Genomic DNA, 24491 nt, shown 5'->3' on the forward strand with positions numbered 1-24491 from the left:
ACCTGTTGATGATTGTCGACGAGTGAGAAGGACAGCCATGGCCGACCAGCCGACTCCCGCACACGCCGCCACCACGACCGAGGCGCCAGGACGGGACCCGAAGTGGTGGACGCTCACGGCCGTCTGCCTCGGCGTCTTCATGCTGCTGCTCGACATCACGATCGTGAACGTCGCGCTCCCCGACATCCAGACCGAGCTCGACGCCTCGCTCTCCGACCTCCAGTGGGTGATCGACGCCTACGCGCTCAGCCTCGCCGCCCTGCTGCTGACCGCCGGCTCGCTGGCCGACCTCTTCGGACGCCGCCGGGTCTTCGTGATCGGCACGGTGCTCTTCACCCTCGGGTCGATCGCGTGTGGTTCGGCGCAGGACATCTTCTTCCTCACGATCTCGCGTGCCTTCCAGGGCATCGGCGGAGCGGCCATGTTCGCCACCGCCCTGGCCCTGCTGGCCAGCGCCTTCCATGGCAAGGACAGGGGCACCGCGTTCGGCGTGTTCGGCGCGACCACCGGTGTGGCCGTGGCGATCGGGCCGGTGCTCGGCGGGGTGCTGACCAGCGGCCTCTCGTGGCGCTGGATCTTCTTCGTGAACATCCCGATCTGCATCGTCGCGATCGCGGTGTCCATGATCAAGGTGCAGGAGTCGCACGACCCGCGCGCCGGCCGACCCGACTGGTTCGGCTTCGTCTCCTTCTCACTGGCGCTCGGCGCCCTGGTCTACGGACTGATCGAGGCGGGCCAGAAGAGCTGGGGCGAGCAGAAGGTGGTCCTCTCGCTGGCAGTCTCGGCCGTGCTGCTGGTCGTCTTCGTCGTCAGCCAGGCGCTGCAGCGCGACCCGATGTTCGACCTGGGTCTCCTGCGCAAGCCGACCTTCACCGGCGGCCTGATCGCCGCCTTCGGGGTCTCGGCCTCGATCTTCTCGCTCCTGACCTACCTGGTGATCTACGTGCAGAACGTGCTCGGCTACTCCGCCGTCCAGACAGGTGTCCGCTTCCTGTTCCTCTCGGGGGCCTCGTTCTTCGCCGCAGCGTTCGCCGGGCGCCTGACCGAGAAGATGCCCGTGAAGTGGCTGATCGCCCCGGGCTTCGTGCTCGTGGGCGCTGGCCTGCTGCTGATCCACGGCATCCAGGACGACTCGTCGTGGACCCACCTGATCCCGGGTCTGCTGGTCGCCGGTGTCGGGATCGGGCTGATCAACCCGCCCCTGGCCTCGACCGCCGTCGGCGTCGTACCCGTCGAGCGGTCCGGCATGGCCAGCGGCGCCAACTCCACCCTGCGGCAGGTGGGCATCGCGACCGGCATCGCGGCCCTCGGGTCGATCTTCAGCCAGCAGGTGGCCGCCGCCGTACGCCCCGACCTGTCCGGCAAGGTGCCCTCCTCCGCTCTGGACGGCCTGACCGCCGCCCTGTCCGGAGGCCAGGTGCACGCCGCGGCCGAGGGTGCCCAGCAGGCTGCGTCGGCCGCGGGGGGACAGACCGCCGGCCAGCAGGCGTTCGACCTCGTCAACCAGGTCGGCACCAGCGGCGTCGTCGACGCCCTCAACCACGTGACGCTGATCGGTTCCGGGATCGCGTTCGTCTCGGCCGTGCTCTGCTTGTTCCTGATTCGCCAGAAGGACTTCGTCGTGCGAGGTGGCCCGCCCCCCGAGGAGGCCGCAGCGCCGCGCGGCCCCGGCGGCAAGCACGCCGCCGAGGTCCCGGCCGGCTGACCTCAGCCCAGGCGGGCGCGGTCGTGCAGCTGCAGCCAGACGTCGGTGTCCGGGCCCTTGGGCACGATGCCCGACGGGTTCACGTCACTGTGCACGACGTAGTAGTGCTGCTTGATCTGCTCGAAGTCGATGGTCTCCCCGAAGCTGGGCGTCTGGTAGAGGTCGCGGGCGTAGCCCCACAGGTTCGGCAGCTCGGTCAGCTTGTTGCGGTTGCACTTGAAGTGGCCGTGGTAGACGGCGTCGAAGCGCGCCAGCGTGGTGAACAGGCGTACGTCGGCCTCGGTGATCGTGGATCCCATCAGGTAGCGGCGATCGGCCAGCCGTTCCTCGAGCCAGTCCATGGTCGCCCAGAGGCGGTCGTAGGCCTCGTCGTACGCCTCCTGCGAGCCGGCGAAGCCACAGCGGTAGACGCCGTTGTTGACCTCGGTGAACACCCGCTGCATCACCTCGTCCATCTCCTCGCGGCACTCCTCGGGCCACAGGTTCGGCGCGTCGGGGCGGTGGAACTCCTGCCACTCGAAGAACAGGTCGTGGGTGATCCAGGGGAAGTCGTTGGTGACCACCTGTCCGGTCGGGATGTCGATCATCGCCGGCACGGTGATGCCGCGGGGGTAGCCGGGCACCCGCTCGTCATAGGCCTCCTTGAGGCGGTGGATGCCGAGCACCGGGTCGACGCCGTCGGGGTCGAGGTCGAAGGTCCAGCTGTCCTCGTCGTGCACGGGCGCACACAGGCCCATCGAGATCACGTCCTCGAGCCCGAGCAGCTTGCGCACGATGATCGAGCGGTTGGCCCAGGGGCAGGCCCGCGCGGCCACCAGTCGGTAGCGGCCGGGCTCGACCGGCCAGGTGGTGCTGTCACGGGTGATCCGGTCGGGGATGTAGTCCATGTCGCGGTCGAAGGACTCGCCCTGCTCCACGTACGTCGAGTTGCGCTGTGCCATGCCAGGAGGGTGCCCGCACGGACCGGCTTCAATCCTGCGCGGCCCGTGGGTCAGCCGAGCTGGAAGCTCTCCGCGACCGCGAGGAAGATGTCGTTGGCGTCGGGTTCGCCGATGCTCACGCGCACGCCCTCCCCCACGAACGGACGCACCGTGATACCGGCCTCCTCGGCCAGGGCGACGAGCTCCTCCGTCCGCTCACCGAGCGGCAGCCAGACGAAGTTGCCCTGCGGCTCGGGGAAGACCCAGCCGCGGTCCCTCAGCCCGGCAACGACGCGGTCACGCTCGGCGACGATCGCGTCGACGCGCTCCAGCAGCTCCTCCTCGGCATCGAGGCTCGCCACGGCGGCGGCCTGGGCGACGCTGGAGACCCCGAAGGGCAGGGCGCAGGCACGCACGGCCGCGGCCACGTCCTCGTGGGCGATCGCGTAGCCGACCCGGAAGCCGGCCAGCCCGTAGGCCTTGGCGAAGGTGCGCATCACCGTGACGTTGGCGTGGTCGCCCGCGAGCGCGAGCGCGTCGACCGGGTCCTCCTCGCGGACGAACTCGCGGTAGGCCTCGTCGACGACCACCAGCACGTGGTCGGGCACCCGCTCCACGAAGGCGCGCAGCTCGGCGTCGGTTACGGAGGGACCGGTCGGGTTGTTCGGCGTACACACGATGACGACCTTGGTGCGGTCGGTCACCGCCGCGGCCATCGCGTCGAGGTCGTGGCGGCCGTCGGCGTCGACCGGGACCTGGACCGACATGGCACCGGCCGCGGAGACCGCGATCGGGTAGGCCTCGAAGGAGCGCCACGCGTAGACGACCTCGTCGCCGGGGTCGCAGAACGCCTGGAGCAGGTGGTAGAGCACGGCCACCGACCCGGTGCCGGCGGCCAGCCGCTCCTGGGGTACGCCGAGCCGCTCGGCCAGCGCGGCGTACAACGCGCTGTTGCCCATGTCGGGATAGCGGTTCATCTGCCCGACGGCCTTCATCGCCGCCTCCACGACGCCGGGCAGGGGGTCGTGCGGGTTCTCGTTGGAGGACAACTTGTAGACCTGCTGACCAGGCCTGGGGGTCGGCGGCTTGCCCGCCACGTAGGCCGGGATGGCGGCGATGGTGTCGCGAGGACGAGGTGGTGTGCTGCTCACCGGGCCACCCTAGGACTCACGGAAGCAGGACCCGGCTCCCGGTGAGGGCGAGGTCGCGGCCGAGGCGTACGTCGAGCGGGTTGGTCATGCAGCGCACGGCGCCACCGCCCTTGAGGAACTCGCCCACCTCGACGACCACGACGTCGAAGCCCCACTCCTCCAGCTGGGCGCGGACCCGGTCGGAGCACGCGGGCATCAGGACGGTGCGGCCGATGACGATCGAGTTGGCGCAGAAGGCCAGGCCCTCCTCCTCGGTGAGGACGAGCGGCTCGGGGACCAGGGCGAGCAGGGCCGCAGCTGAGGCCTCGTCGTACGCCGCCGGGCAGACCATCGCGCGCGACTCGTCGAGCGGGCAGAAGCCGATGTCCATGTGGTACATGCCGGGGTGGGTGATCCGGATGCCGCGCACGCTCACCCCGAGGTCGGTGGCGAGGTGCTTGAGCGCCAGCTCCTCGGTGCGCGGGCCGTAGCCCACCACCAGCTCGCCGCGCCAAGCGAAGGCGTCGCCGGCCTCGAAGTGGGCACCGACCCCGTCGCGACCGATGCCCCGTCGGGCGAAGCCGTGGCCGGCGAACCACGTGTCCGCCTCGGGCGTCTCCATCCGGCGCTGCGGGTAGCGCATGTGCGAGAGCACGACGCGCGAGCCGTGGCCATCGGTCTCCTCGAGGGCGAGGCCGAGGTTCATCGCGTAGACCATGTCGGGGGCGTCGGGCAGCTGGGGCAGGACCTCGACGGTGCCGCCGGCGGCCTCGATCGCCGCCACCAGCCCGAGCCACTGCTCGCGGGCCCGGATCGGGTCCGGCTGGTCGTCGAGGTGCATGAACGGGTTGATCGCGTAGTCGACCCGGAAGTGGTTGGGCTCGACCATCAGGTAGTGACGGCCCCACGTCAGTGCGTCGTTCATGTTCGCCTCCTCGGATTGACCCGCTCCCACAGAACTGTCGGATTGTCGGACAATCCCAGTGTGCGTCATCAACCGTGCCGCAGGCAAAGAATTGTCTGACAATCTGGTGTTGTGTCGAACACCCCCTTCTCCGCCCTCCACCTCGAACCGGTCTCCACCGTCGACCGCGTGGCCGAGGAGCTGCGGCGATCGCTGTTCGAGGGTGAGCTCGCACCGGGTACGGCGCTGCGCGAGATGGCGCTGGCCGAGGCGCTCGGCGTCTCCCGCTCGACCGTGCGCGAGGCGCTCGGGATCTTGGTCGCCGAGGGCATCGCGGTCCGCGTCCCCAACAAGGGCACCCAGGTACGCCGCCTCGACGCCGAGCAGGTGCGCGACGTGTGCCGCGCCCGCACCGTCATCGAGACGGCCGGGGTGCGCGGCTGGGACGAGGCCGGCGAGCAGGCCCGGGACGACGTACGACGGGCGCTGGCGGCGTACTCCGAGCTCCGCGGCAGCGACTGCACCACGGCGGAGTTCACCGCTGCCCACCTCGAGATCCACCGTGCCTTCGCCGGCCTCACCGGCTCGGCCCGTCTGGTCGCCGCCGTCGAAGGACTGCACTCCGAGGTGCGGCTCGCGCTCGCGGAGGTCGACCGGGCCCGGGGCAACGCCGCCGAGCAGGTGCACTCGCACAGCCACCTGCTCGACCTGATGGAGGACGGGCGGCTGGACGAAGCGGCGGAGGAGCTGACCGCGCACCTCGCGGAGGCCGAGGAATCGATGATCGAGGAGGTCGGGCGCCGCAGCCGCTGACGACTGGATGACTACCCTGCTCGCATGAGGATCATCGTCTGGCTGGCGGTCAACGCACTGGCTCTCGGTGTCGCCGTCTGGTTGTTCGACGGCATCACCCTGACCGGTGACAGCGACACCGACAAGGTCGTGCAGCTGGTGATCGTGGGCGCGATCTTCGGGGCGATCAACATGATCGTGCGGCCGATCGTGAACCTGTTGTCGCTGCCGCTGATCATCCTCACCCTCGGTCTGATGCTGATCGTGGTGAACGCCCTGATGCTCCTCCTCACCAGCAAGATCGCCGAGTCGACCGACCTCGGCTTCCACGTCGACGGCTTCTGGACGGCGGTGTGGGGCTCGATCGTCATCTCGATCGCCTCGATGGTGCTCAACGCCGTCTTCCCCAGCCCGTCGCGCCGATGACGACCGACCTGCCGGCGCCGACGGGTACGCCGTACCGGATCGCGTTCGTGTGCCTCGGCAACATCTGCCGCTCGCCGATGGCCGACGTGATCCTCTCCCAGCTGGTCGACGACGCGGGCCTGGCCTCGAAGGTCGAGGTGTCCAGCTCCGGCACCGGCACCTGGCACCTTGGTGAGCCGATGGACCCGCGGGCCGCCGTACAGCTGATGGCGGAGGGGTACGACGCGTCGGCCCACCGGGCGAAGAAGTTCGACCCCGACTGGCTCGAGCAGGACCTCGTGCTCGCCATGGATGCCAAGAACCTGGCCGACATCACCGAGGGCCGCGGGGTCAGCGACCGGGTGCGGATGTTCCGTTCCTTCGACCCGCTCGTCGACGACTCCGAGGACCCGGCCGACCTCGACGTGCCGGACCCGTTCTACGGCGGCGACGAGGGCTTCGTCGACGTCATCCGCATCGTCGAACGCACCTCTCGACGCATCCTGACCGGGCTCCAGGCACTCGATCTCTAGGACACCGATGAGTTCTGTGCTCGCCCGAGGTCACTACCTGTGCCTACCCTTGGACCCGGAGGAGCACCCATGACGACGCTCGACAACCAGACCCCGGCGACCGCCACCGCCGACTTCCCGCAGGTGGCCGACCAGTACCGTCGCGAGCTCACCGCGCACTGCTACCGGATGACCGGTTCGGTCTACGACGCCGAGGACATGGTGCAGGAGACCTACCTGCGGGCCTGGCGGGCCTACGACGACTTCGAGGGGCGCTCCTCGGTGCGCACCTGGCTCTACCGGATCGCCACCAACGTCTGCCTGACCAACCTGGAGAACAAGGGTCGTCGTCCCCTGCCGACCGGGCTCGGCATGCCCGGAGCCCAGGCCGGCGACGAGCTGGTCGAGGCCACCGAGGTGCCGTGGCTCGAGCCGGTGCCCGACGTGATGGTCGACGTGGCCAACGTCGACCCGGCGCAGGTGGTCGGCAACCGCGACTCCATCCGGCTCGCGTTCGTCGCCGCGCTGCAGCACCTGCCTCCCCGCCAGCGGGCGGTGCTGGTCCTCCGCGACGTGCTGCGCTGGTCGGCCAAGGAGACGGCCACGGCGCTGGACACCACGGTCGCCGCCGTGAACAGCGCGCTCCAGCGGGCCCACGCCCAGCTGGCCGAGAAGCAGCTCACCCAGGGCACCGTCGAGGACGACCTGACCCCTGAGCTCGAGTCGATGCTCGACCGCTACGTGCAGGCGTTCTGGGACAAGGACGTCAACGCCCTGGTGACGATGCTGGCGCACGACGCGATCTGGGAGATGCCGCCGTTCACCGGGTGGTACGCCGGCGCGGAGAACATCGTCGCGCTGATCGACCACCAGTGCCCGGGCGGTGCCCACGACATGCCGATGATCCGGACCTCGGCCAACGGGCAGCCGGCGTACGGCCTCTACATGCGGCAGTCCGACGGTCACTTCGAGCCGTTCCAGCTGCAGGTGCTGCAGGTCGTCGACGGGCGCGTGCAGCACGTGATCGCGTTCTTCGAGACCGAGCTGTTCGAGACCTTCGGACTGCCGGCCTCGCTGCCCGCGTCGTACGCACTCGCGCCGGCCTGAGACATGTCCACGACCTCGCCGCCGGCGTCGGTGGCGGTGCTCGACAGTGCCGTCACCTGGACGCACAGCTGCCTGCAGCTCGCCCGCACCAGCGACCTGACGCTGCCCACGCCGTGCTCGGGCTGGAACCTCGGCGACCTCCTCGCCCACATGGAGGACTCACTCGAGGCACTCGGCGAAGCGGCCGAGGTGGGTCGGATCCGCGTCACGGATCTGGCCGGGGTGCAGGATCCGGGTCGCACGATCAACCGTCTGGTGCAGCGCGCCTGCACGATGCGGGCCGCCTGGCTGCACCGGCTCACCTCGGCGCCCATCACCGTCGGTGACCTGACCCTCGGTCGCGACACCCTCGCGATGGTGGGAGCCCTGGAGATCGCGGTGCACGGCTGGGACGTCGCCCAGACGGTCGGCGTCGACCGGCCGATTCCCGAGGACCTGGCCGCCCGGTTGTATCCCGTCGCGACGGTCGTGGTCACCCCCGACGAGCGCGGCACCCGCTTCGGACCACCCGTCCCCGTGCCCGGGAACGCCTCGGCCAGCACCCGGTTGCTGGGGCACCTGGGGCGGGCTGGGTAGGGGCCGGCGGTTTCCCCGGGCGCCCGGGGAAACTGGAGGCGGTCGGGCGATACTTCGGCCCCCCGCCTCCAGAATCACCCGCCAGCCCCGCCCGTTTCGTTCCGTACGCCGACCCGGTCGGCCTGCCAGCCGAATCGAGACCACTCTGGACCGGCACCCCAGAGCACGGCAGTCTGGGGCGATGGCGCGGATGCGTGGGATCGCCGAGCGGGTCGAGCACCTTCTCGGCCAGGCGGTCGTCGCCACCACTCCCGTCGCCGGCGGGGACATCTGCACCTCCACCCGGGTCCGGCTCAGTGACGGGACCTCCGCACTCGTGAAGACCCGCGCGGGCGCGCCGGAGGGGTTCTTCGAGGCCGAGGCGCGCGGACTCCGCTGGCTGGCCGAGCCGGGTGCCGTCGACGTCGCCGAGGTACTCGCCGTCGAGCACGACTGCCTGGTGCTGCGGTGGATCGAGCCGGCGCGACCGACGGCGGAGACCGCCGCCGCGCTGGGCCGGTCGCTGGCGCGGCTGCACGCCAGCGGGGCCGACCAATTCGGCGCCGAGGAGGACGGGTTCATCGCCTCGCTTCCCCTGCCGAACAAGACCGCACCGACCTGGCCGGAGTTCTACGCGACCCGTCGAGTGCTGCCGTACCTCAAGCTGGCCGCCGACCGCGGACACGTCGAGCCCGCCGAGGTCGAGGCCGTCGAGGGCGTGGTCGGGAAGATCGTGGACCTCGCCGGCCCGGACGAGCCGCCGGCCCGGCTGCACGGCGACCTGTGGTCGGGCAACGTCGTCTGGTCCAGCGAGCACGGCACGTTGATCGACCCGGCCGCGCACGGCGGCCACCGGGAGACCGACCTGGCCATGCTCGCGCTGTTCGGGCTACCGCACCTGCAACGGCTCGTCGACGCCTACCGCGACGAGCAGCCGCTCGCCGACGGGTGGGAGGAGCGGCAACCGCTGCACCAGCTGTTCCCCCTGCTCGTGCACGCCGCTCTCTTCGGCGGCCACTACGGCCACCGCGCCGCCGAGGCCGCCGCGCGGCTCTGAGAGGCGCCACGTCTCAGCCATTGCTCAGCCGTCGGTGGCACCCTTGTCCCGTGAACCCCGAAGCAGCCCAGCGCCAGCACGTCCTCGTCGTCGAGGACGACCGTGCTGTCCGCGAGTCCCTGCGGCGGTCCCTGGAGTTCAACGGCTACCACGTCTCGACGGCCTCCGACGGGGCCGAGGCCCTCGCCGGCATCAGCGGCATCAACCCCGACGCCGTGGTGATGGACGTGATGATGCCGCGGCTCGACGGCCTCGAGACCACCCGCGCCCTGCGCAAGGTCGGCAACAGCGTCCCGATCCTGGTGCTCACCGCGCGTGACGCCGTCGGCGACCGGGTCGAGGGTCTCGATGCCGGCGCCGACGACTACCTGACCAAGCCGTTCGCCCTCGAGGAGCTCCTCGCGCGCCTCCGGGCGCTGCTGCGTCGGGTCTCCCCCGAGGCCGGTGACCCCGACGAGCATCTGGCGTTCTCCGACCTGAGCATGGACCTCGCCTCCCGGGAGGTGCGCCGCGGCGACCGGCTGATGGAGCTGACCCGCACCGAGTTCACCCTGCTCGAGCTCTTCCTCCGTCGACCGCGCCGTGTGCTCGAGCGCTCGTTCATCCTGGAGGAGGTCTGGGGCTTCGACTTCCCCACGACGGCCAACAGCCTCGAGGTGTACGTCGGCTACCTGCGCCGCAAGACCGAGGCCGAGGGCGAGCCGCGACTGATCCACACCGTGCGCGGCGTCGGCTACGTGCTGCGAGAGACGCCGGCGTAGTGGGTCGCTGGGCGCCTCCGCACTACCGGCGGTCGTTGGCCAGTCGCGTCACCTTGCTCACCACGATGGCGGTGGGCATCGCCGTCACGGCGGTCGCGTTCGCGGCGTACGCGACGGTGCGGATGCAGAGCATGGAGAGCATCGACCGTTCGCTGCACACCCGGGCGCTGGCGGCCGCCAACCCCGATACCCTGGCCGCCCTGCAGAGCCAGCAGCTGCCCGCCTGGGCCCTCGGCGCGGGCGACGTCAAGCTGGTGCTGATCGACGCCAGCGCCCGCCAGGCCGTCGGCTGGACCGACGGAGCCGCAGCGGGGGTGGTCGGTGGCACGGACTTCCTCGTGGCCACGGGCGCGCGGTCCTGGTCCGCGCACAGCGTGATCATCAGGGGGGTGCGCTACCGCGCAGTGGCGGTGCCGGTCGGCGACGACCAGGCACTGATCCTCTCCCAGTCCCTCAAGCCGACCGACCAGATGCTCGACCGTCTCGGCCTGGTGATGCTGCTCTTCGGCCTGGCCGGCATGATCAGCGCCGGCCTGGCGGGCTGGGCAGTGGCGCGCAACGGACTGCGTCCCGTACGCCGCCTCACGACTGCCGTCGAGGACATCGCCCGCACCGAGCGCCTCGACCCGATCCCCGTCGAGGGCAACGACGAGGTGGCCCGGCTGGCCCAGGCGTTCAACGCCATGCTGACCGCGCTCTCCGCGTCGCAGGCGCGACAGCGCCAGCTGGTCGCGGATGCCGGTCACGAGCTGCGCACGCCACTCACCTCGCTGCGCACCAACCTCGACCTGCTCGCCCAGGCCGATGCCTCGGCGCAGCTCTCCGAGGCGTCGCGCAAGGAGCTGCTCGACGACGTGCGCGCCCAGATCACCGAGATGACCACGCTGATCGGCGACCTGGTCGAGCTGGCCCGCGAGGACCCGGCGACGCCCTCGGTCGAGCCCGTCGAGCTGGCCGCCGTCGTGTCCCAGGCCGTCACCCGCGTCCGGCGACGGACGACCACCGTCGAGTTCGTCGTACACACCGAGCCGTGGTGGGTCACCGGCGACTCGGCCGCCCTGGAGCGGGCGATCACCAACCTGCTCGACAACGCCGCCAAGTGGAGCCCGCAGGGTGGCTGCGTCACCGTGGAGCTGAAGCAGGGCACCGTGATGGTCTCCGACCAGGGCCGGGGCATCTCCGATGCCGACCTGCCCCGTGTCTTCGACCGTTTCTACCGGTCCGCGGAGTCGCGCGGCATGCCCGGTTCGGGGCTCGGACTCTCCATCGTCAAGGCCGTCGCCGACCGCCACGGCGGCAACGTGCGGGCCGGCACCGGTCCCGAGGGCGGGGCCGCCTTCTGGTTCCACGTGCCCGGCACGATGGCTCCTCCCGAGGTCTTGGCACGGTCGTAGCGGGTTCAAAGGTCGCTCTCAGGATGATTCCCCAGAATCGGAGTCATGGACGAGCAGAACCAGTACCCACACGACTCCCAGGGCGACCGCGACGACAACACGCAGCCCCAGACGCCCGTCGGCTCGGGCCCGGCGCCCGACTCGGCACCCGACTCGAGCTCCGCTGACACCTCGCAGAGCTGGTTCGGCGACTACGGCCAGCGGAGCCCCGAGCCGACCCGCCCCATCCCCTCCTACCAGCAGCCGCCGGCACCGTGGGCCCCCGGCTACGCCCCCACCCCGGCGCCGTCGAAGACCTCGCGCGGCCGCGGCCTGACCGCCGCAGTGCTCGCGGGTGCGCTCGTCCTCGGCGGTGCCGCGGGAGTCGGCGGGTCGGCCATCTTCCACGCCTTCAACGACGACGGCACCACCGGTACGCCGAGCAACTCCTCCAGCCCGTTCCAGGCCACCAAGACCACCGTCGTGCAGGACGGCACGGTGGAGAAGGTCGCCCAGTCGGTGCTGCCCTCGGTCGTCAAGGTCAACGTGACCAGCAGCTCGGGTGCCGGCTCCGGCTCGGGGATCATCCTGAGCAAGGACGGCAAGATCCTGACCAACAACCACGTGGTCACGGGTGCCGGCGACAACGGCACGATCACCGTCAACTTCAACGACGGCACCACGAAGAAGGCCAAGGTCATCGGCACCGACCCGGTCACCGACGTCGCCGTGATCCAGGCCGAGGGCGCCTCCGGCCTCACCCCCGCTGCTCTCGGCAACTCCGGCGGCCTCAAGGTGGGTCAGACCGTGGTGGCCGTCGGGTCGCCGTACGGCCTGAACGCGACCGTGACCACCGGCATCGTCAGCGCGCTGAACCGTCCGGTCTCGGTCTCCCAGTCGGAGGAGACCCCGCAGCAGCTGCCCTTCGGTGCCCCCGAGCAGCAGCAACAGCAGGGCCAGCAGGACCTGAGCACGACGTACCCCGCCATCCAGACCGACGCTGCGATCAACCCCGGCAACTCCGGCGGCCCGCTCGTCGACATGTCCGGGCGGGTGGTGGGCATCAACTCCTCCATCCGTACGGCGAGCGACAACAGCACCGCCCAGGGCGGATCCATCGGCCTGGGCTTCTCGATCCCGATCGACGAGGTGCTGCCGATCGTCAACCAGATCACCGACCACCAGGACCCCACGCACGCCCGCCTCGGAGTCTCGGTGAGCGACGTCAGCGGCAACACCCTCACCCAGGGAGCCCAGCTGCGCTCGATCGAGAACAGCGGTGCGGCGGCCAAGGCCGGGCTCAAGGTCGGCGACGTGATCACCAAGGTCGACGACCAGGTCATCGACGGCTCGGAGTCGCTGGTCGCCACCATCCGCGGCCACCGGCCCGGTGACAGCGTCCAGGTCACCTACCTGCGCGACGGCAAGAGCCACACCGTCAGCACCGACCTCGGGTCCGACGCCACCACCAAGGACTCCTGACCGGCCTGGGACCGGGAGGGGAATCGGGCCGGTCCGCTGGGGCGAATGAGCGGGCCGGCCCGTCCTCGTTCCCCCCATACCGGACCGGTCTGCACCAGCCCGTGCCGGATCCGCGGTCTCGGCGTAACGTCACTCCCGCACCGCCCAGCAGGGGGCGGCCTCTCGGGGGAGAGAGGGTTTCGCCATGTTCATCCAGGTCATCCAGGGTCGGTGCCGCGACGCGGACCGGCTCCACCAGCTCAGTGATGAATGGCGCGACACCCTCGGCTCCTCCGCAGCAGGCTGGCTGGGCGGTACCTACGGCGTGACCGACGACGGACAGTTCGTGGCCGTCGTACGGTTCGAGTCGCGGGAGGCCGCGATGCAGAACTCCACGCGACCCGAGCAGGGCGCGTGGTGGAGCAAGATGCAGGAGTGCTTCGAGGGTGAGGTCACCTTCCACGACTGCGACGACGCGATGCTGTTCCTCGGCGGCGGTTCGGACGACGCCGGCTTCGTGCAGGTGATCCAGGGCAGGCTCAGCGATGCCGACCGCTTCCGGCGGTTCATGTCACAGCCGATGGACGCGCTCCACGAGGCCCGCCCTGAGATCCTCGGCGGCACCATCGCCATCGAGCCCGACGGCACCTTCACCGAGACCATCGCGTTCACGAGCGAGGAGGCCGCCCGCAAGGGCGAGTCGACTGCCATGCCCGAGGACATGCGCGCCCAGGTCGAGGAGGAGTTCTCGGTGATGCAGGACGTCACCTACCTCGACCTGCGTCACCCGTGGTTCTCCTCGCGGGCGGCCGGGGCCGGGAGGGCCTGAGGACCAGGGCGGAGACTCTTACCGAGGGCGTTCCACGGGGGCGGCTGCTCGCAGCCGGAGCGCCTTCAGCAGGGTCTCCGCCCATTCCTCGTCCACGTCCGAGCGCACCGTTATCCCCCCACCGGTGCCGAGCCACCAGCTGCGGTCGGGGGCGCCGTACAGCGAGCGGATCACCACACCGAGGTCGGCCCGTCCGTCGGCGCAGACCCAGCCGAACGCGCCGGCGTACAGCCCTCGCGGTGTCGCCTCCACGTCGTCGATGACCTGCATGGTGCGCAGCTTGGGCGCGCCGGTCATCGATCCCGCCGGGAACAGCGCCCACAAGGCGCCGAGCGTGCTGACGTCCCCGCGCAGCCGTCCCCGCACCGTCGACACGAGCTGGTGCACGCTCGGGTAGGACTCCACCGCCATCAGGCTGGGCACGGTCACCGAGCCGACCTCGCAGACCATGGAGAGGTCGTTGCGCAGCAGGTCCACGATCATCAGGTTCTCGGCGCGGTACTTCGGGTCGGTGGCCAGCTCGTGGGCCCGCTGGTCGTCCTCGACCTCGGTCTCGCCACGGGGAGTGGTGCCCTTGATGGGCTTGGTCTCGATCCAGCCGTCGCGGTCGATGGTGGCGTAGCGCTCGGGTGAGCTGCTCAGGAGGTGCGTGCCGCGGTGGCTCAGCAGTCCGGCGTACGGCGCCGGGTTGGTGGCGCGGAGCCGGAGGTACGCCGTCAGCGGGTCGACCGTGCCCGCCCGCTCGCGGTAGGTCAGGTTCACCTCGTAGGAGTTGCCGGCGTGCAGCTGCTCCTGCACCTCGGCGAAGGCAGTGCGGTACCAGCTCGGAGCCGGCCCGTCCGAGCCGCTCACCTCGACCGGTTCGGGAGGCGGCGGCGGGTCGTGGGTGAAGAACCGCACGTCGCGCGAGCGCATCCAGATCGCGTCGGGACCGATCCCCCACGGTGTGGCACCGAGATCGGGCCGGGAGGCGTAGCCGAAGCAGCCGACCCAGTGCACGTCGGTGTCGCCGGCGTCGACGGCGATCTCGCTCTCGAGGACGGCGAAGATGTCGTTCCCCACGACCTCGTCACGGTCGCCCTGGTGGCGGGTCACCTCGCGCCGGGCAGCGTCGAAGCTGAGCGAGACGTCGTCGTCATCGAGTACGCCGACCAGCGAGCGGCGTCCCGACCACTCGCGCGAGCCGCCCCCGTCGAGCCAGAACACCCTGTCGCTGCGGGCGAAACCCTCCCGCACGGCGTCGAGGGCGGGGTCGTTCATCTGAGGAAGTTGTCGATCAGCTCGGCGCCGTGGCGCGACAGGATCGACTCGGGGTGGAACTGCACGCCCTGGTGCGGGAGGTCCTTGTGGCGCACCGCCATCACCACGCCGTCGGACGTGGCCGTGACCTCGAGCCCGTCGGGCACCTCGGTGGCGGCCAGCGAGTGGTAGCGCACGGCGTCGAAGGGCGACGGGATGCCCCGCAGGACGCCGACCGACTCGTGGGTCACGCTCGCCACCTCGCCGTGGGCCGGTTCGATCCGCTCCACCGTCCCGCCGTACGACGTCACGAGCGCCTGCATGCCGAGACACACGCCGAGGACGGGTACGTCGAGCTCGAACACCTCGCTGCCGAGGGCGAAGTCGTCCGGGTCCGACGGGTGCCCGGGACCGGGCGACAGCACGACGTGGGTGGCAGCGGCCGCCCGGTCGAGGACGCCGGCAGCGTCGTGCTCGACCACGTCGGGCAGCTCGCCGGTGACGGAGGCGACGAGGTGCACGAGGTTCCAGGTGTAGGAGTCGTAGTGGTCGACCACCAGCACCCGAAGGAAACTCACCCGACGAGCTCCAGCAACAAGCCCCGGAGCAGTGCGAACCCGTTCTCGGTGAGGATCGACTCGGCGTGGAACTGCACCCCGCGGTAGTGCGGGCCCGCCACCACGTGGATGTCGCCGGTGGCCGTGTCGGCGTCGACCTTCACCCCGGCCGGGACGTCGCCCTCACCGGCGCGACCGACGAAGGTGTTGTAGAAGCCCACCCGTTCCTGACGCCCGTCGATCTCGACGGAGGACTGGGTGCCCTGGAAGACGATGTCCTTGTAGGCAAGGGGAATCCCGAGCCGGTCGCACAGTACCTGGTGGCCGAGGCACACCGCGAGGAAGGGCTTGCCCGACTCGAGCAGCGCATCGATCACCCGGCGGTAGGCAGCGATCTTCGGGTGGTCGTGCTCGCGCGGGTCACCGGGCCCGGGACCGACGACCACGAGGTCGACGTCGTCGAAGACCCCCTCCTCGTAGTCCTCGTGGCGTACGACGCGTGAGCCCATGCCGAGCACGGAGAACACGTGGGCCAGCATGTTCACGAAGTCGTCCTCGCCGTGCAGGATCCCGATCGTGCGACCGGCCAGCGTGGGTGCCGGCGGTGCACCGGCCTGGTCGGTCAGCCAGAACTTGGCGAGCCGCTGGTTGCGCGAGTTCAGCGCGATCAGCACGTCCTCGTCGGAGGTGAGGTCGGCGATCGGGGTCGGCGTACCCGAGGCTCCGGCGGTCAGCCCGAAGGCCGAGAGGATGCCGCCGGCCTTGGCCAGCGTCTCGGCCACCTCGTACTCCGGGTTCGAGTCGCGCACCAGCGTCGCCCCCGCGGTCACCTTCATCGCACCCTCGGGGCTGACGTCGGCGGTGCGGATGACGATGGGCGAGTCGGCGGTCGGAGCGCCTTGCTCGTCGCGCCCGATGAGGGCGAGGGCGCCGGCGTAGTAGCCGCGACCCTCGGACTCGTACTCGTGGATCAGGCGGCAGGCGTTCTCCACCGGCGCGCCGGTGACCGTCGCGGCAAACATCGTGTCGCGCAGCACGTCGCGGACGTCGGAGCGGGTGCGGCCGGCCAGGAGGTACTCGGTGTGCACCAGGTGGGTCATCGGCTTGAGGAACGGTCCGAGCACCTGGCCACCCTCGTGGCAGATGTCGCACATCATCTTCAGCTCCTCGTCGACCACCATGAAGAGCTCGAAGATCTCCTTCTCGTCGGCGAGGAACTCCAGCAGCCGCTCCTTGCGCTCGGCCGGGTCGAGTCCGCGCAGGCGGAAGGTCCCGGAGATCGGGTTCATCCGCACGTCACCGCCGTGCACGCTGACGTGCCGCTCGGGGCTCGCGCCGATCAGGAAGCGGTCGCCGGTCCAGAAGCAGTAGGTCCAGTAGGCACCGCGCTCGGCGGTCAGCAGCCGCCTCAGCACGGTCAGTGCCTTGGCCGCGTTCCAGTCGTTGAGCTGGGCCCGGTAGTGACGACCGACGACCAGGTTGGCGCCCTCGCCGTTGCCGATCTCGTCCCGGATGATCCGCTCGACGACGGCGGCGTAGTCCTCGTCGCTGGTCTCGAACCCGCCCTCGTCCGCGAAGTTCACCGGCTCGTCGGGCAGCGCCTCCACGAGCTCCTCGAGGGGGACTTCCCTCTCCGTGGCGATGTCGACCACGGCCAGCGGAGTGCCGTCGTCGTGGGCCAGGAACCCGCGCTCGGTGACCTGCCGGAAAGGTACGGCGACCAGCCGGTCGAACCTCCGCCCGTTCTCCGGCACCCCCTCCTCCAGCGGGATGTCCGCGAGCCGGTCGAGCCGGCTCAACGCCCCACCCACCAGCGTGACGGTCGGGCTGTCCCGCAGCCGGATCACCGCCCACGCCTCGTGCCCCATCAGCTCCTCGAGGGCTGCGGTGGCGGAGGGGGTCTCAGGCATGTCGGGAACGCTACTAGAGCGCGTGGGGTTGGTCGTTCGCCCGTCGTACGAGCGCGACCGCCGACCACGCCATCTGCTCGACGGCCTGCTCCCGGCTCAGGCCGGCGATGTCGGTCAGCCACACCAGCGCTTCCACCCCGCAGACGGCGCGGATCGCGACGGCGAGACGACGCACCCCGTCCGCGCCGAGCCGGTCGGCCAACGGATCGAGAGCCTCGGTGAACCAGCCGATGGCGCGTCCCTGCCGCAGCGGCAGCTCGCGCGACGCCGCGTCGCGCTGGAGGGAGAGACGGAGCATCGTGCGCTGCTGCTCTTCGGTGTCGACCACCATGGCCATGAAGCTGCGGACAGCCGCCTCGATCCGGGTCTCGGGATCGCTGCCCACCTCCGCCGGCAGCATCGAGGTCGTCTCGATCTCGGGATGGGCTGCGACGAGGAGCGCGTGCTGGGTCGGGAAGTAGCGATAGGCCGTGGTGCGCGAGACGGCCGCTGCCTCGGCGGCCTCGGCGACGGTGGGGGGCCTCCCGCCCTCGGCCACGAGCTGTCGCGCGGCTGCCACCAGTGCGGCGCGGGTGCGTTGCTTCTGCCGGGAACGCCCGGTCTCCTCGTACGCCGTTGACATCGCCTTCACGGTACCCTAGTTTCGTCATGGGACTTGAGTCCCACGAACGGTCGGGAAGGAACTCCCATGACCACGAGCACCTGCCTCGTCCGCAATGCCGAGGATGCCGAGAAGCGCTGGTTCTACGGGGGCGGCCTGCACAGCTGGCTGGTCCGCGAGCACGAGGTCGGCGACGGGTTCCTGCTCTTCGAGGACACCGTCGATCCGGGGAAGCGCACCCCGCTGCACGCCCATCCCGATGCCGACGAGACCTTCTACCTGCTGGCAGGCTCGATGCTGCTGCACGTCGACGGGGTCGAGCACCAGGTCCGCACTGGCGGGGTCGCCGTGGTCCCGCGCGGCGTGCCGCACGCGTTCATGGCGCAGGACCACGGCGCGCGAATGCTGTGCCTGCACACACCTGGTGGCGGCGAGTCCTTCTACCGGACCGCGAGCGAACCGGTGGTGACCGGGGAGCCGGCCCTGCCCGTCGACTTCGACAGGATCCGACAGGCTGCCGCCGCGACGGGGACCATGACGATCGTCGGTCCGCCGCCGTTCTGATCGATCGCGCTACTCCTCCAACCGACGAAGCAGGTGGTCCCGGGCGGCGGCGTCCATGGGGCCGTTGCGTTCGGTCAGGTGGTCGGCGATCTCGAGTCGGTGCTCGGGGGGCTTGTTGCCGCCGTACTTCATCTTGGCGCGGACACCCTCGACGTGCAGGCGCAGGCCGCGGATGCCGGGGAGCTGGCGGCGGTCGCTCTCGTCATCCGCGCTGGGGGTGGCACGGGTGGAGTCGGGCGGCTCGAAGTGGGTGAGCTGCTCGGCGAGGATCGCGGCCTTCTCGTCGGGGTCGTCGACGACTTCGGCCCGGCAGAGCAGCTGCACGGCGGTGTAGTACGACGTGGGCACGCCGCGGTCGGGGTCGGTGTCGGGGGTGGCGTTCCAGGCCGCCTCGACGTAGGCGTAGTCACCGGTGAGGGCGAGCACGACGTGTTCGTCGGCGGCGAGGGCCTTCCAGACCGGGTTTGGTCGCGCCAGGTGGAGGAGGACGGTGGAGTCGCCGTCGTACAGGAAGTGGGTGGGTACGACGACCGGGTACCCGTCGACGTGGCCCGCGGTGATGAGCTGGCCGAAGTCCGCTCGAGCGAGCACCCCCTGCCACTCCTCGCGGGTCGCCTCGTCCCAGGGATGGATCAGCACGGTCAGCTCGTGAGCGTGATCATGCGCTGGGTGGCTCGGGTGTAGACGACGTACAGGGTGGCCCGACCGGTCGGTGACTCGTCCTCGATCTCCTGCGGCTCGACCACGACGATGCCGTCGAACTCGAGGCCCTTGGTGTCCAGCCCCGTGAGTACGACGAGCCGCGACTCGAGGGTCCCGAAGTCGGAGGCGAACTCCGGCCACGACGAGACCCAGCGACTCACCTCGCCGTGGCGAGCGACCGGCACGACCACACCGACCGTGCCCTCCACCGAACCGGCCAGCTCCGAGAGCGCGGACCGGACGGCCGACTCGAGCTCGTCGACGTGCCGCTCCTCCGGTGATACCCCGGTCGAGCGCACCGCGTCGGGGAGGTCGGCGTCGAGACCGACCCGGGAGGCGTAGGCGGCCGCGAAGTCGTAGATCTCCGAGCTGTTGCGGTAGTTGGTGGAGAGGTGGAAGTCGTGGCGCGGCTTGTCCGCGAGCGCCTCGGCCCTCGCCCGCGCAGCCTCAGCCGGGACCGGCCAGGAGGACTGGGCGGGGTCGCCGACGATGGTCCAGGTCGCCGCCCGCCCGCGGCGCCCGACCATCCGCCACTGCATCGGCGTCAGGTCCTGGGCCTCGTCGACGAGCACGTGGGCGAACCCGTCGTCCTCGACCCGGTTGGTGGGCGGGGACCAGCCACGCGGGCCGGCGTACTCCCGGTCGGAAGCGGTGAACACCTCGTGGAGCGAGGCGTCCTCGGCCGCGAGGTACTCGTCGTCGACCGAGCCGGTGTTGACGATCGGCGGGTCGCCGAGCAAGTAGCGCAGCTCGTCGAGCAGCGCGATATCGTCGACCGAGAGCTGGTCGCCCCACGACTTGGCGAGCAGACGCACCGACTCGTCGTCCAGCACTCCCTCGCTCACCCGGGTCAGCAGGTCGGGGTCACGCAGCCAGCCGAGCACCGTCGCGGCGTCGAGCACCGGCCACCAGGCGGCGGCGAACTCGAGGAACTCGTCGCTGGTGCGCATCTCCGCGGCGAAGTCCTCCTTGGTGCGCTCGCGTCCGCGCTCGCTCGTGACCTGTCGCCACATGGCGTCGATCAGGGTCGAGGCGACCTTGGTGGTCGAGCGGTTGCGGCGGCCCATGGTCAGCAGCTGGCGCCGGATGGAGCCGAGCTCGCGAGGCCCGAGGTGGATCACGTCGTCGCGGTAGAAGACCCGGAACTCGCGGGGCGCGTCGGGTACTGCCTGGCGCGACGTACGACGCAGCAGCTCGGCCATCGCGAGCGAGCCCTTGACCTCCGCGACCGCCGGGTCGTCGCGCCGGCTGGCGCGGACGCCGTCGACGACCTCGCCCAGCGAGCGGAGGGCGACCGCGGTCTCACCCAGCGAGGGCAGCACCCGCTCGATGTAGCGCATGAACACGCCCGACGGGCCGACGACCAGGACGCCGCCGGTCTCGTAGCGACGTCGGTCGGCGTAGAGCAGGTAGGCCGCGCGGTGCAGCGCCACCACCGTCTTGCCGGTGCCTGGGCCTCCTGAGATCGAGACGACGCCCTTGTTGGGGGCCCGGATCGCGCGGTCCTGCTCGGCCTGGATGGTGGCCACGATCGAGTGCATCGAGCGGTCACGGGCGCGGGTCAGCTGGGCGAGCAGCGCACCCTCGCCGACGATCGGCAGGTCGGTCTCGGCCTCGGCGTCGAGCAGGTCGTCCTCGACACCGAGCACGTGCACGCCCTTGCTGCGCAGGATCCGGCGACGGATGACGCCCTGCGGGTCGGCCTGCGTGGCCTGGTAGAAGACGGCCGCGGCGGGGGCGCGCCAGTCGATCAGCATCACGTCGTAGTTGTCGTCGCGCAGCCCGATGCGGCCGATGTAGCGCGGGATGCCACTGACGTCCGGGCGGAGGTCGAGACGGCCGAAGACGAGGCCCTCGTGGGCGGCGTCGAGGGTGGCCATCCGGCGGGCCGCCTGGAAGACCATCGCGTCGCGCTCGACGAGACCGCCCTCGTTGCCGATCCGGCCGCGGGCCAGCCCCTCCTTCGCCAGCTCCTGGGCGGAGACAGACGCCTTCTCGAGCTGCGCGTAGACGGTGTCGACGTACTCCTGCTCGCTCGCGATCTCGCGTGCGGCCACGTCATTGTTCAACGCCGGGTGCCCTTCGATGGGGAACGAACAAAGCGAAGAACTGATTCTACTGGTGCCTCCGAGCCCTCGTGGGACGAACCCGGCGAACGGCCCTCACAAGCAGGTGCGAGACCCCGAGTCGAGCACCTGACCGTTGGTCGCGCGGAAGGCGAAGGAGTACGTGCGCGGGTGCAGGTTCAGCTGGAGCACCCCGAAGCGGGTGTCCTGGTAGCGCGCGGAACCGAGCTTGCGGGTGCCGAGGTGGTAGAGGTTGACGCCGCCGGTGCCCACGACGAACTCGAGCATCCCGCGGTAGGGGCGCAGGTGACCCACGGCGTCCATCCGCTTGAACCGCTCGTAGTCGTGCTCGTGCCCGGTCAGGACCAGGTCTGTGTGGTGCTTGTACGCCGCCCGCCAGAGCGGGATCACCGCCGGATCGTTGCCGTGCTCCGCGCCCGAGCTGTAGCGGGGGTGGTGCATGGTGATCATCGAGCACCGCGACGGGTGCGCCTTCATCTGCCGGTCGAGCCAAGTGGCCTCACGGGAGCAGTTGATCTTGTCGCAGTTGCTGTTCAGCACGAACACCTGCCAGGCGCCGGCCTGCACGCGGTAGTAGCCGGGTGGGCCGGGCTGCCGGTAGCGGAAGTAGGTGTAGTAGCCCTCCGCGCCCGGCGTGAGGTACTCATGGTTGCCGATCGCCGGCCGCGTCCTGGACCGGAGTGCACCCCAGGACTTCGCGTAGGAGCCCTGGAACTGCGCCAGCGAGCTCTCCTGGTACTGGTGGTCGCCGAGGGTGAGGACCAGGTTCGGCTTCAGCCTGCTGGCCAGGGCGGCCGTCGCGCCCTGCTGGCACCGAGTGGGGGTGACCGCCTCGCCGGGCGGGCAGGAGATGTCACCGGCGGCGACGACGCGGAAGGTGCTCACCCGCGCGGCCGCGGGGGTCGCGGTGCCCTCCGACGGTGGTGCCGCAGGAGCCGAGCCGAAGGAGGTGAGGGCGAGCGTGAGCACGACAAGGGCCGGGAGGGTGACGAGCCGAGAGGGAGCCATGCCTCACCGTACGACGACTGGCTCACGCCAGGTCGTGCACGAACTCCCCGAGCTGGGTCAGGTTGCGGCACTCGACCATGGGCATCACCAGGCCGTACTCGCGGGCCGCGGAGTCGCCGGTGTTCCAGTTGCGGGTGTGCTCGGGGTTGAGCCACCAGCTGTGCCGGGCGGCGTGCACGAGGTCCTTCACGACCGGCAGGGCGAGATCGGTGTGGTTCGAGCGCGCGTCGCCCAGCACCAGCAGGTTGGTCTTGGGAGTCAGTGCGTCGGCGTACTCCTCGGAGAAGCGGGTGAACGCCCGGCCGTAGTTGGTGCGGCCCCACAACGACGTGTAGCGCGCACTCGCGGCGAGGTCGGCCATCGTCTGCGCCGGGTCGCCACGGGTGTCGAACCGGCCGGTGACCTCGTGGATCTCGTCGACGAACGTGAACGCGCGGACCCGGTTGAACTGCTCGCGCAGCGCGAAGACCAGCATCAGCGTGAAGCTGGCGAAGTTGGCGACCGAGCCACTCACGTCGCACAGCACGACGAGATCGGTGCGCCCCGGGCGCTTCGGCTTGTGCCGGGTGTCCATCGGCACGCCACCGCTCGACATCGAGGCGCGCACGGTCCGGCGGAAGTCGAGGGGCCGGCCGCGACGGGAGTGCTGCTCGCGGCTGACCCGGGTCGCCAGGCGCCTCGCCAGCGGCTGGATCTCGCGGCGCATCAGCTCGAGGTCGGCCTTGCGGGCCGAGGTGAACTCGACCTGCTCGATGGCCGGGCGCACGGTGTGGCGGGCGACGTGCTCCGGGCCACGGACCTCGGCCGCGCGACGGCGTACCTCCGAGTCGACCAGCCCTTCGAACGCCCGCGCCTGCGCCTCGATCAGCCGCCGCATCGACGGATCCTGCCCGGTGTCGGCACCGAGCAGCCCGGCCAGCGCCCGGTCGACGAGCTCGTCGGGTGAGACCCGGTTCATCACGTTGTACGACGACCACCGCTGCTCCCCCGGCCCGCGCCCCCGGATCAGCCCGAACCGCTGCACCGCCTCCCGCGCCAGCATCGCCAGCGCGTCGGGATCCCCCATCGCCATCGCCGTCGCCAGCGCCTCGCGGAAGTCGGCCAGCGCCTGGGGACCGTCGTTTCCGGATAGTCCAGAACGCTCTGCCGCTTCACCAGCGTCCTCAGGCGGCGTTTCGTTCTGGACTATCCGGTCCGTCGAGTGCCCCTCCCCGATCAGCGCCGGGAAGTAGAGGTCGAAGACCTGGTCGAAGCCGGGGCGGTGGTTCTGGCGCTTGACCAGCGTCGCGGCGTACGCCGCCCGCAACGACTCGCGCTCCCCGATCCCGAGGGCATCGATCGCCTCGACGGCGTCCAGGCCCTCGGCGAGCGAGACCGGCAACCCCGCGCTGCGCAGCGCCTCGACGAACTCGATGTGCCGGTCGAGAAGGCTCACTTGGAGCGCAGCCTCAGCTCGCGGATCGCCCGCTCGTGGTCGCTGGCGTGCTTGAGCACCACCCCGAGCGTCTGGTCGATCGCCTTCTCGTCGAGGGTGCCGGTGCCGAGGGCGACGAGGGTGCGTGCCCAGTCGATGGTCTCCGCGATCGACGGTGCCTTGCGCAGCTCGAGGTCGCGCAGCCTGCCGACCACCTCGACGATCTGGCCGGCGAGCTGCTCCTCGATCTCGGGCACCTGCGAGACCACGATCTCGCGCTCGCGCTCGGCCTCGGGGTAGTCGATGTGCAGGAACAGGCAGCGACGCTTGATGGCCTCGGAGAGCTCGCGCGTCGCGTTGGAGGTGAGTACGACGAGGGGCCGTCGGCTCGCCGAGACGGTGCCCATCTCGGGGATGGTCACCTGGAAGTCGCTGAGCACCTCGAGCAGCAGCCCCTCCACCTCGACGTCGGTCTTGTCGACCTCGTCGATGAGCAGCACGGTCGGGTCCTCGCGCCGGATCGCGGTCAGCAGCGGCCGGGTCAGCAGGAACTCGTCGGTGAAGATGTCGTCGTGGGTCTCGTCCCACGACTGATCCCCTGCAGCCTGGATGCGGAGCAGCTGCTTCTTGTAGTTCCACTCGTAGAGCGCCCGCGCCTCGTCGAGGCCCTCGTAGCACTGCAGCCGCACCAGCTCGGCACCCGTCGCCCGCGCCACCGCCTTGGCCAGCTCGGTCTTCCCGACACCCGCCGGCCCCTCGATCAGCAGCGGCTTCTCCAGGGCTCCGGCCAGGTAGGTCGTCGTGGAGGTGGCGTTGTCGGAGAGGTAGCCGGCGGACGCCAGCTGCTTCTCGGCGTCGGCCGGGGACTCGAACCACGCGGACTTCTGGGTCACCCGGT

Annotated in this window: 24 protein-coding genes; 12 read left to right on the forward strand and 12 right to left on the reverse strand. The window is 70.6% G+C overall.

The features are described from left to right. Positions 1–37 precede the first annotated feature (37 nt). Positions 38–1705: an MFS transporter gene (locus tag H976_RS25020; RefSeq protein WP_081682731.1), complete on the forward strand. Its 1668-nt coding sequence runs from the start codon at positions 38–40 to the stop codon at positions 1703–1705. A 2-nt stretch (positions 1706–1707) separates the two neighbouring features. Here H976_RS25020 and H976_RS0107045 read toward each other — a convergent pair whose 3' ends face one another. The 3 genes from H976_RS0107045 to H976_RS0107055 are packed head-to-tail and all read right to left on the reverse strand — an operon-like array spanning position 1708 to position 4680. Then, positions 1708–2646, reverse strand: coding sequence for a glutathione S-transferase family protein (locus H976_RS0107045; protein WP_027860964.1), 939 nt, complete (start codon positions 2644–2646; stop codon positions 1708–1710). 50 nt (positions 2647–2696) lie between these two features. Next, entirely contained in the window at positions 2697–3776 is a 1080-nt protein-coding gene (gene hisC / locus H976_RS0107050; RefSeq protein ID WP_027860965.1) for a histidinol-phosphate transaminase, read from the reverse strand. Positions 3777–3792: 16 nt separating this feature from the next. Further along, a complete protein-coding gene (locus tag H976_RS0107055; RefSeq protein WP_027860966.1) occupies positions 3793–4680 on the reverse strand; it encodes a dimethylarginine dimethylaminohydrolase family protein in 888 nt (295 codons plus the stop codon). Positions 4681–4791: 111 nt separating this feature from the next. Here H976_RS0107055 and H976_RS0107060 point away from each other — a divergent pair, with 111 nt between their 5' ends. The 10 genes from H976_RS0107060 (at position 4792) to H976_RS0107105 (ending at position 13511) form a co-directional block, all read left to right on the forward strand. Then, positions 4792–5472, forward strand: a complete 681-nt coding sequence (locus tag H976_RS0107060; RefSeq protein ID WP_027860967.1) for a GntR family transcriptional regulator — start codon at positions 4792–4794, stop codon at positions 5470–5472. 24 nt (positions 5473–5496) lie between these two features. Continuing rightward, positions 5497–5877, forward strand: coding sequence for a phage holin family protein (locus H976_RS0107065; protein WP_027860968.1), 381 nt, complete (start codon positions 5497–5499; stop codon positions 5875–5877). Then, complete coding sequence (locus tag H976_RS0107070) at positions 5874–6389, forward strand: low molecular weight protein-tyrosine-phosphatase (protein WP_036225179.1); 516 nt, start codon at positions 5874–5876, stop codon at positions 6387–6389. The genes H976_RS0107065 and H976_RS0107070 overlap by 4 nt, the downstream gene beginning before the upstream one ends. Before the next feature lie 69 nt (positions 6390–6458). Beyond that, positions 6459–7475: a sigma-70 family RNA polymerase sigma factor gene (locus H976_RS0107075; protein ID WP_027860970.1), complete on the forward strand. Its 1017-nt coding sequence runs from the start codon at positions 6459–6461 to the stop codon at positions 7473–7475. Positions 7476–7478: 3 nt separating this feature from the next. After that, entirely contained in the window at positions 7479–8051 is a 573-nt protein-coding gene (locus tag H976_RS0107080; RefSeq protein ID WP_027860971.1) for a TIGR03086 family metal-binding protein, read from the forward strand. A 181-nt stretch (positions 8052–8232) separates the two neighbouring features. Next, positions 8233–9087, forward strand: a complete 855-nt coding sequence (locus H976_RS0107085; protein ID WP_027860972.1) for a fructosamine kinase family protein — start codon at positions 8233–8235, stop codon at positions 9085–9087. 50 nt (positions 9088–9137) lie between these two features. Further along, a complete protein-coding gene (locus H976_RS0107090; protein WP_027860973.1) occupies positions 9138–9848 on the forward strand; it encodes a response regulator transcription factor in 711 nt (236 codons plus the stop codon). A gap of 35 nt (positions 9849–9883) precedes the next feature. Then, positions 9884–11242: a cell wall metabolism sensor histidine kinase WalK gene (locus H976_RS25025; RefSeq protein ID WP_231388819.1), complete on the forward strand. Its 1359-nt coding sequence runs from the start codon at positions 9884–9886 to the stop codon at positions 11240–11242. A gap of 45 nt (positions 11243–11287) precedes the next feature. Next, entirely contained in the window at positions 11288–12703 is a 1416-nt protein-coding gene (locus H976_RS25030) for a S1C family serine protease (RefSeq protein WP_081682732.1), read from the forward strand. A gap of 184 nt (positions 12704–12887) precedes the next feature. Then, complete coding sequence (locus H976_RS0107105; RefSeq protein WP_027860974.1) at positions 12888–13511, forward strand: hypothetical protein; 624 nt, start codon at positions 12888–12890, stop codon at positions 13509–13511. A gap of 18 nt (positions 13512–13529) precedes the next feature. On the opposite strand, the gene H976_RS25035 is transcribed toward H976_RS0107105, so the two are convergent. The 4 genes from H976_RS25035 to H976_RS0107125 are packed head-to-tail and all read right to left on the reverse strand — an operon-like array spanning position 13530 to position 17839. Beyond that, positions 13530–14771 carry an anthranilate synthase component I family protein gene (locus tag H976_RS25035; protein WP_051276385.1) on the reverse strand — a complete coding sequence of 414 codons (1242 nt, stop codon included), beginning with the start codon at positions 14769–14771 and terminating at the stop codon, positions 13530–13532. Continuing rightward, positions 14768–15328 carry an aminodeoxychorismate/anthranilate synthase component II gene (locus H976_RS0107115; RefSeq protein WP_027860975.1) on the reverse strand — a complete coding sequence of 187 codons (561 nt, stop codon included), beginning with the start codon at positions 15326–15328 and terminating at the stop codon, positions 14768–14770. Before H976_RS0107115 ends, H976_RS25035 begins: the two co-directional genes overlap by 4 nt. Further along, on the reverse strand, positions 15325–17217 hold the full coding sequence (locus tag H976_RS0107120; protein ID WP_027860976.1) for a chorismate-binding protein: 1893 nt from the start codon (positions 17215–17217) through the stop codon (positions 15325–15327). The genes H976_RS0107115 and H976_RS0107120 overlap by 4 nt, the downstream gene beginning before the upstream one ends. Positions 17218–17230: 13 nt before the next feature. Continuing rightward, on the reverse strand, positions 17231–17839 hold the full coding sequence (locus tag H976_RS0107125; RefSeq protein ID WP_036225290.1) for a TetR/AcrR family transcriptional regulator: 609 nt from the start codon (positions 17837–17839) through the stop codon (positions 17231–17233). A gap of 66 nt (positions 17840–17905) precedes the next feature. On the opposite strand from H976_RS0107125, the gene H976_RS0107130 reads away from it, so the two are divergent. Further along, positions 17906–18382 carry a cupin domain-containing protein gene (locus H976_RS0107130; RefSeq protein ID WP_027860978.1) on the forward strand — a complete coding sequence of 159 codons (477 nt, stop codon included), beginning with the start codon at positions 17906–17908 and terminating at the stop codon, positions 18380–18382. Positions 18383–18391: 9 nt separating this feature from the next. On the opposite strand, the gene H976_RS0107135 is transcribed toward H976_RS0107130, so the two are convergent. The 5 genes from H976_RS0107135 to H976_RS0107155 all read right to left on the reverse strand — a co-directional run bounded on the left by H976_RS0107135 (position 18392) and on the right by H976_RS0107155 (position 24486). Next, positions 18392–19021, reverse strand: a complete 630-nt coding sequence (locus H976_RS0107135; protein ID WP_027860979.1) for an FMN-binding negative transcriptional regulator — start codon at positions 19019–19021, stop codon at positions 18392–18394. Positions 19022–19023: 2 nt separating this feature from the next. Further along, positions 19024–21141, reverse strand: coding sequence for a UvrD-helicase domain-containing protein (locus H976_RS0107140; protein WP_231388820.1), 2118 nt, complete (start codon positions 21139–21141; stop codon positions 19024–19026). A gap of 105 nt (positions 21142–21246) precedes the next feature. Next, a complete protein-coding gene (locus H976_RS25040) occupies positions 21247–22179 on the reverse strand; it encodes a metallophosphoesterase (RefSeq protein WP_051276387.1) in 933 nt (310 codons plus the stop codon). Positions 22180–22201: 22 nt separating this feature from the next. Next, positions 22202–23614, reverse strand: a complete 1413-nt coding sequence (locus tag H976_RS0107150; RefSeq protein WP_027860981.1) for a VWA domain-containing protein — start codon at positions 23612–23614, stop codon at positions 22202–22204. Next, on the reverse strand, positions 23611–24486 hold the full coding sequence (locus H976_RS0107155; protein WP_027860982.1) for a MoxR family ATPase: 876 nt from the start codon (positions 24484–24486) through the stop codon (positions 23611–23613). Before H976_RS0107155 ends, H976_RS0107150 begins: the two co-directional genes overlap by 4 nt. Positions 24487–24491: the final 5 nt, after the last annotated feature.

It is taken from the genome of Marmoricola sp. URHB0036 (assembly GCF_000426045.1).
Lineage (GTDB): Bacteria > Actinomycetota > Actinomycetes > Propionibacteriales > Nocardioidaceae > Marmoricola.

What these genes read in the sequence shown, in the direction of transcription:
- H976_RS0107120 (WP_027860976.1), bottom strand. Translation starts at nt 17,217, where the DNA reads ATGCCTGAGACCCCCTCCGCCACCGCAGCCCTCGAGGAGCTGATGGGG.
- H976_RS0107055 (WP_027860966.1), bottom strand. Translation starts at nt 4,680, where the DNA reads ATGAACGACGCACTGACGTGGGGCCGTCACTACCTGATGGTCGAGCCC.
- H976_RS0107070 (WP_036225179.1), top strand. Translation starts at nt 5,874, where the DNA reads ATGACGACCGACCTGCCGGCGCCGACGGGTACGCCGTACCGGATCGCG.
- H976_RS25030 (WP_081682732.1), top strand. Translation starts at nt 11,288, where the DNA reads ATGGACGAGCAGAACCAGTACCCACACGACTCCCAGGGCGACCGCGAC.
- H976_RS0107075 (WP_027860970.1), top strand. Translation starts at nt 6,459, where the DNA reads ATGACGACGCTCGACAACCAGACCCCGGCGACCGCCACCGCCGACTTC.
- H976_RS25020 (WP_081682731.1), top strand. Translation starts at nt 38, where the DNA reads ATGGCCGACCAGCCGACTCCCGCACACGCCGCCACCACGACCGAGGCG.
- H976_RS0107125 (WP_036225290.1), bottom strand. Translation starts at nt 17,839, where the DNA reads ATGTCAACGGCGTACGAGGAGACCGGGCGTTCCCGGCAGAAGCAACGC.
- H976_RS0107105 (WP_027860974.1), top strand. Translation starts at nt 12,888, where the DNA reads ATGTTCATCCAGGTCATCCAGGGTCGGTGCCGCGACGCGGACCGGCTC.
- H976_RS0107130 (WP_027860978.1), top strand. Translation starts at nt 17,906, where the DNA reads ATGACCACGAGCACCTGCCTCGTCCGCAATGCCGAGGATGCCGAGAAG.
- H976_RS0107065 (WP_027860968.1), top strand. Translation starts at nt 5,497, where the DNA reads ATGAGGATCATCGTCTGGCTGGCGGTCAACGCACTGGCTCTCGGTGTC.
- H976_RS0107080 (WP_027860971.1), top strand. Translation starts at nt 7,479, where the DNA reads ATGTCCACGACCTCGCCGCCGGCGTCGGTGGCGGTGCTCGACAGTGCC.
- H976_RS0107085 (WP_027860972.1), top strand. Translation starts at nt 8,233, where the DNA reads ATGGCGCGGATGCGTGGGATCGCCGAGCGGGTCGAGCACCTTCTCGGC.
- H976_RS0107045 (WP_027860964.1), bottom strand. Translation starts at nt 2,646, where the DNA reads ATGGCACAGCGCAACTCGACGTACGTGGAGCAGGGCGAGTCCTTCGAC.
- H976_RS25040 (WP_051276387.1), bottom strand. Translation starts at nt 22,179, where the DNA reads ATGGCTCCCTCTCGGCTCGTCACCCTCCCGGCCCTTGTCGTGCTCACG.
- H976_RS25035 (WP_051276385.1), bottom strand. Translation starts at nt 14,771, where the DNA reads ATGAACGACCCCGCCCTCGACGCCGTGCGGGAGGGTTTCGCCCGCAGC.